This is a genomic window from Binatus sp. (SeqCode) (genome assembly GCF_036522015.1).
Taxonomy (GTDB): Bacteria; Desulfobacterota; Binatia; order Binatales; family Binataceae; genus Binatus.
In genome coordinates this window covers 1-6,382 of the sequence record NZ_DATDGQ010000329.1, presented here as the reverse complement: position 1 = coordinate 6,382, position 6,382 = coordinate 1, and the positions used below count along the sequence as shown (strand labels likewise).

Sequence of the window (6,382 nt, the reverse complement as noted above, 5' to 3'; positions counted from 1 at the left end):
ACTGGCGTGGGGATCGGTTGATCTGTCGTTGGCGATTGGATGCTCGGGGTTCCCGTACTTCGTCGCCGCCAGCAGCGGCAATCCCGATTTATACGAAACCTTCGTCAAGCCTTACGTCGAGGACCGCGAAGCCGCCTTCATAGGATGTTGGGCTATCACCGAGCCTAACCATGGCTCCGATCACATAATGGTAGGCACGCCTGAGTATCACGATCCGAAGGTGAAGGGAGAGGTCGTCGCCCACCTCGACGCCGACTCTTACGTCATCAAGGGCCAGAAGTCGTCGTGGGTTTCCAACGGCACTATCGCAACTCACGCGGCGCTTTATCTGAGAATCGCATCCAAATCGGCTCACGCGCCGGCAGGAATGTCGGGCGGAGGTGTGGCAGTGGTTCCACTGAACCTGCCGGGAGTATCGAAGGGCAAGCCGCTAAACAAACTGGGGCAGCGCGCGCTTAACCAGGGCGAGATCTTTTTCGACAACGTGCGCATCCCGCGCCACTACATGGTGGTGAACTCCGACACCTATGAGCAGCACACGATGGCGACGCTGACTGGCGCTAACGGCGGCATGTCGACTGCCTTTACGGGTCTCGCCCGCGCCGCGTATGAGGCCGCACTCGACTATTCCAAGGAGCGCATCCAGGGCGGGCACCCAATCTGTGAGCATCAACTGGTGCAGAAGCATCTGTTCGAGATGTTCACGAAGGTCGAGGCGTGCCGCGCTCTCTCGCGTGCGGTTACCGTTTACAACAGCTCGTCGGGGGCGCCTTCGCTACAGCATGCGATCGCCGCGAAGACCTTCTGCACGCAGGCCGCATTCGAGGTGACTAGCGACGCTTTGCAGATTTTCGGCGGCAACGGGCTTAGCAAGGAATATCCGGTCGAGAAGATGTTCCGCGATGCGCGCGCCTCGCTGATCGAGGACGGCACCAACGACGTTCTGAGCCTGGCTGGCGCGCGGCACATCCTCGCCGAGTCCAATGGCCACGCACACGCTTAGCATCTATGAGGGTTTGATTGATCGCGATGGAGGTCGCCGATGGCACGTGCACAGGGAGCGATTGAGCAGCTGATCAGATTGCGCGCGAAACAGCATCCACACGACACCTGGCTCAAATTCAAAGACCAGGAATTTTCGTGGGAGCAAGTGTTGAGTAACATTCATCGCGCTGCGAATGGTTTGCTTGCTCTCGGTATCGTGCCCGGCGACCGCGTCGCGATCATGATGGGCAATCGCCCCGAATTCTTGTGGATACACTTCGCGATCGGTTTCATCGGCGCAGTGAGCGTTCCTGTCAACACCTCGCAACGCGGCGTGACGTTGCATCACGTGCTCGCGGACTCCGACTCCGCGGCGGTGATCTTCGAAGAGCTGCTGCGCGATTCGGTGATGGCGGTAAAGGATTCGCTGCCGAGCCTGAAAGCTACTGTCGTGGCGGACGGCAAGATAGGAAATGGAGTTGATACGACGCTCGATGCCCTCATGGCGCATCCCGATCGGGAACCTGACATCGATGTGGGCTCGAGTGCCGGCGGTGCGAACATGATGTACACGTCGGGCACTACCGGACCTCCGAAAGGCGTGATCGCGAGCGGCGGCGATAGCACTGCGCTCAGCGCCGTGCTGGGCGCAATCAAGGTGCGCCCGGGCGAGACCATCTACACGGCGCTTCCATTGTTTCACGGCAACGCGCTGATGATCTCGGGATTCGGGTCGATGGTTCTGGACACTAGATTCGCGATCGCCGAGCGTTTCAGCGCGTCGCGATTCTGGGACGAATGCCGCAAGTACCACGCTGTCGAATTCAACACCTTGGGCGGGATGATTCCGATTCTGCTCAAGCAGCCGCCGCGTCCCGACGATCGCCAGCACGACGTGCGCGTAGTGCTCTCGGCAGCGTGCCCGCCATCGGTGTGGAAAGAATTCGAGGATCGTTTCGGCGTCAAAATCATCGAAGTCTATGGAATGGTCGATTCGCCCGGGTTCCTGATGAACGACGTTGACCGCGTCGGCTCAATGGGCAAGCCGGTCGGCGAGGTAGAGTTCCGCGTGGTCGACGATAACGACAATCCCCTCCCCGCAGACAAGATCGGCGAACTCGTCTTCCGTCATCCCAAAGGACAGCTCAGTCACTATCACAAGCTTCCCGATGCGACCGCGGAGGCATACCGCAACGGATGGTTTCATTCGGGCGATCTCGCCAGGACCGACGAGGATGGTTTCTACTATTTTTGCGGACGTAAGAAGGCGTCGATCCGCCGACGCGGTGAGAACATTTCCGCATGGGAGATCGAGACCGTCGTCAATCAGCATCCTGCCGTGCTGGAGTCGGCGGCCTATGCAGTGCCGTCGGAACTCGGAGAGGATGAGGTCAAGATCGCGGTTGTGTTGGCGCCCAACGCGAAAATTCGTTACGAAGACCTTATCGAGTTTTGCCGCGACCGGATGGCCTACTACGCGGTGCCGCGTTTCATCGAATTTGTCGACGAGCTTCCAAAAACCGGCACTCAGCGCATCCAGTATGCGGCCCTGAAAGCGCGAGGTGTGGCTGGCGCGTGGGATCGCGAGCAGGCAGGCATCAAGGTCGAACGAACGCGCGCGTCGGTGTGAACAGGTCGCCGTCGAGGCGGTGCAAAGTGGTACCACATTCGCGACGCGAGGAGGGACAATGGAATTCCAGGAATTAATCGGCACGCGGCGTTCGATTCGATTCTTCGATCCTAAGCGACCGGTCGAACAGGACAAGATTCAGAGAATTTTGGAGGCATGCTTGATCGCTTCATGCGCGGTCAATGCGCATTGGCTGCGCGCAATCGTCGTCAAGCGCGACGACATACCCAAGGCCGAACTCGAGAAACTCAAAAACCCGGTGCAGGCTGTCGTCATAGAACTCGCGCCGGTGCATATCTACTTCTATGCTGATCTCGGTGTGGTGAATCGGGTCAAGGGTTCTCGCCTGCGGCAGTTGGTCGATGCGAACATCGTCGCTTCGACTCATGGCTGGAGTACCAAGTTCGTCGATGAAGTCGTATATCCGATGATACTCAAGCCGATGACCGAATCGCCGCAATATCCGGCCATGGCTGCTTTCGATTGCGGCATCGCGGCGTGCCAGGGACTGCTGATGGCGTTCGAGCAAGGACTTGGTGCGTGTCTAACTGCGTTCACTGCTCCTATCATCGGTGCGATCACCAAGCCGCCCGCAGACTGGTTCCCGCTCTATCAGCTGAATGTCGGTTACTCGCTGGAGTCTCGCGAAGCTGGCGGGCAGCGGCCGCGGCCTCCGTTCGAGGAGCAATACTTCCTCGGCAAGTACGGGAATCCGTTTCCGCGCGATCCCAAAGTCGTCGAGGAACTGAAGAAATCCAAGATGCTGCAAGCACCGGCGCCGCTTCCAGGGCGCAAGGAGGAACTCCGCCGCCTGGCAAGACAATTGAATCTGCCGGAGTGATCGCTCAGGCAGCTTTCTGCAGGACGTGCACGACGCAGACCGCGCCGATACCGACCATGTGCGCGAGTCCGGTCCGTGCATTTGGCTGCTGGCGAATGCCTGCTTCTCCACGCAACTGGCGCGTAATCTCCACCACCTGACCGGCTCCGGTAGGTCCGATAGGATGGCCCATCGCGAGCAATCCTCCCGAGGCGCTTATCGCGCATTTGCCGCCGATGTCGCCGTCGCCACTCGCGATCATCCGCGCTCCCTCGCCTACGCCACACAAACCCATGGCTTCGACGTACAGCAGTTCTTCGATTGTGAACGCATCGTGCAGTTCGACTACGTCGAGGTCCTCGGGCGAAATTTGTGCCTCCTCGTACGCTTGCGCAACAGTTTCGCGAGTTAGTTCGGCATCGAAATTCTGTTCGCCACGGTAAACCCTTTCGCTCCGCGAGATTGACGCAGTTACACGCACTGCGCGGGACCGATCGATTCGAAGCCTTTCGATCGCGTCGTCCGATGCAACGATTGCCGCGGCTGCTCCTTCGCCGATCGGGCAGCATTGCAGCCGCGTAAGCGAGCCGGAAATTGGCGGACCGGCGAGCACCTCTTCCAGGGTGACTGGCTTCTGTCGCTGCGCATACGGGTTGTTTGCACCGTTGCGATTATTCTTCACCGCCACTGCGGCGACCTGCTCGGCAGTGGCGCCGTAACGATTCATGTACTCGTTGGCGAGGAGGGCGAAATGCGTAAACGGAACGACGCGGCGCCCGACCAGGTCGTGAATATTGGTCTTTGCCGAAGCCAATGCCATCGGTGCCGGCTTGTCCACTCCGATCGCGATTGAGACATCGGCGATGCCACTGGCGACATCGAGGCAGGCCTGGCGAATGGCGGTCGAGCCTGAAGCGGAAGCGTTCTCCACCTGCGCCATCGGTATGCCGGTGGCCCCAAGATATCGCAGCATCGGGCGACTCGCTGCCATTCCGAGCATCGCAGTGCCGGTGTATGCGGATTCAACCGAGCGCCATTCGATATTTGCGTCCTTAAGCGCCTCGCGCACCGCGGTCAGCCCGAGCGCGACATATGGAGTCTCGCTCATGCGCTGATAACGATGCAGACCGATTCCCACCACGCACACGGGGCGCATTTCGCGCAGCGTCTTCTTCATCTCAGAGTCTCCAGCTTCGCGAAACGGAGTTCGTTTGCGGGCGCGCCGCCCTCGCTACCGACCGTGACCACAACCGCGCGCATCCGATCTCCGATCTTCAAGCCCTCGTCGGTCTTGTGAGTGAGAACCGCTCGAATGGCGGGGCCGTCATCAAGAACAATCACGCCGACCGTGAACGGAGTTTCTATTCCCTGGTCCTGATGCAGGTTGATCGTAGCGAAGGAACTCAGCACGCCGTCACCCTTGAGCGACTTCGATTCGAGTTGCTCCGGCGGTGCGCCGCAGGACTCACAACCATAGCTCTGCGGCGGAAAGAATACGTAGCCGCACGCGCGACAGTGTCCTCCGTTGAGTGTCGGATTGGGCGATACGGAGAAGAGATTCGACGGCGCCGTCACTTCACGCCCATCCTGAGCCGGTAGCTCCAGAACCATGGCACGATCGAGTCGCCGAGAGCGCGGCGTGCTGCTTCGCGCAGCTCCGCGATCCCAATTTCGTCCTCGCCTATGCCGTGTTTGAGCAGTGTGGCGATCTCGCCCTGGCTGAGCGCCAGTCCCACCAGCCGCTCTGCGCCGCCGCTCTCGACGTGATGGAGCACGACCTCCTTCACGTAACGGAACCGCCCGCTCTGCCTGATCCGATCCAGATGGTCGCCCTTGTTCCACTGATGGACCTCAGGCGCCAAGCGCCGCGAGCGTTCGATCGCCTCCGCGCTGGCCCGACACGCGTTGAAAGCCTGCTCCGCGTCGACGTTGAGTGTCGGCGGCCAGTCGCAGTCGTAGGCGGCGAACACTCCGCCGTCGCGTAAAATGCGTGCAACCTCGGCGAAGGTGCCGTTCGGTTCCATCCAATGCAGCGACTGCGAGCTGGTCACTATGTCGGCGTATCGGTCGGGGAGGCCGGTCGCAGTCGAGAGCCCCTCGACAAACCTGACGGTGCTCGCGCCGGATTTGGTGGCGCGGCGCTGGGCCTGCACTCGCATGTCGGCATTAGGCTCGACTCCGACCACCTCGGCCGCGACCGGCGTCCACAGGAGAGTCGAAAGTCCGGTGCCGCTGCCGAGATCGACGACTACGGGATGTTGCTTTGCGGCAATCTGCGTCAGGAGATCTAGAATGACCTCGGACGGCTTCGGCCGGTGGATGTCATAAAGTTCGGCGAAACCCGAGAAGCGCTCGGTATTGGCGGCGACATGGGCTCGATTCGAACTCATGACGTGAACCGTTTCATGCGGCAAGTCTAGTTGCGCCGAGTTACCGATGCGAGCGAGCGGCGGCGCTTTCGCGCATCGCAGGCGCACTCACCCCGCGAGTCGAAGCAATGATGCGGACGGCGGCACGGGTCAGGGGCACCAGGCTTTGGCGGTGAATCTTGTCGAGTGTGTCCATGGCGTCGAAGAGGTAGAAAGGCGCGGTGAGGAAGTTGACCAGCGGAACGCCGGCAAGATGAAAGGGGCCGCCGTCGCTGGTTGGCATCGGACCGAAGACCTCGGGCGGAAGGATCAGCGACCGCTCGAGCTGCTCGGCGACGATCGTCTCACGCACGATCGCCTCAAGCGGCGCGATTCTGCTCGTAAACCACCAGCGCGGCTCTGGATGTCCGGAGGCCACCAGAACGCCATCGCACTCGACGATCTCATTCGCAGCGTGCTCGAGGTGGACTTCGAGCACCACGCGATCCAGCTCCGTCCTGTGTCGATCGATGAACGCATGCACGCCGGCGCCGCCGGCCATGTGTCCCGCATTGAGGAGAAAGACCAGGCGGTGCGGAC

At 60.7% G+C, this 6,382-nt stretch carries 6 protein-coding genes and 1 pseudogene; 3 read left to right on the top strand and 4 right to left on the bottom strand.

Annotated features, from left to right (window positions below):
* The 3 genes from VIW95_RS13940 to VIW95_RS13930 all read left to right on the top strand — a co-directional run.
* Nucleotides 1-1,003, top strand: a 1,003-nt coding sequence (locus VIW95_RS13940; RefSeq protein ID WP_331587542.1) for an acyl-CoA dehydrogenase, incomplete at its 5' end; no start/stop codon positions are given.
* A gap of 39 nt (nt 1,004-1,042) precedes the next feature.
* A complete protein-coding gene (locus tag VIW95_RS13935) occupies nt 1,043-2,614 on the top strand; it encodes an AMP-binding protein (RefSeq protein WP_331587539.1) in 1,572 nt (523 codons plus the stop codon).
* A 58-nt stretch (nt 2,615-2,672) separates the two neighbouring features.
* Entirely contained in the window at nt 2,673-3,455 is a 783-nt protein-coding gene (locus VIW95_RS13930) for a nitroreductase family protein (RefSeq protein WP_331587537.1), read from the top strand.
* A 4-nt stretch (nt 3,456-3,459) separates the two neighbouring features.
* Here the strand turns inward: VIW95_RS13930 and VIW95_RS13925 are convergent, their stop codons facing one another.
* From VIW95_RS13925 to VIW95_RS13910, 4 genes and pseudogenes are all read right to left on the bottom strand, one after another.
* Nucleotides 3,460-4,611 (bottom strand): thiolase family protein, encoded by a 1,152-nt coding sequence (locus tag VIW95_RS13925; protein ID WP_331587535.1) that lies wholly within the window; start codon nt 4,609-4,611, stop codon nt 3,460-3,462.
* On the bottom strand, nt 4,608-5,009 hold the full coding sequence (locus VIW95_RS13920) for a Zn-ribbon domain-containing OB-fold protein (RefSeq protein WP_331587533.1): 402 nt from the start codon (nt 5,007-5,009) through the stop codon (nt 4,608-4,610). The genes VIW95_RS13925 and VIW95_RS13920 overlap by 4 nt, the downstream gene beginning before the upstream one ends.
* Nucleotides 5,006-5,824 (bottom strand): class I SAM-dependent methyltransferase, encoded by an 819-nt coding sequence (locus VIW95_RS13915; protein ID WP_331587531.1) that lies wholly within the window; start codon nt 5,822-5,824, stop codon nt 5,006-5,008. The genes VIW95_RS13920 and VIW95_RS13915 overlap by 4 nt, the downstream gene beginning before the upstream one ends.
* A 40-nt stretch (nt 5,825-5,864) precedes the next feature.
* Nucleotides 5,865-6,382 (bottom strand): annotated as a pseudogene (locus VIW95_RS13910) (hypothetical protein); the annotation flags it as partial.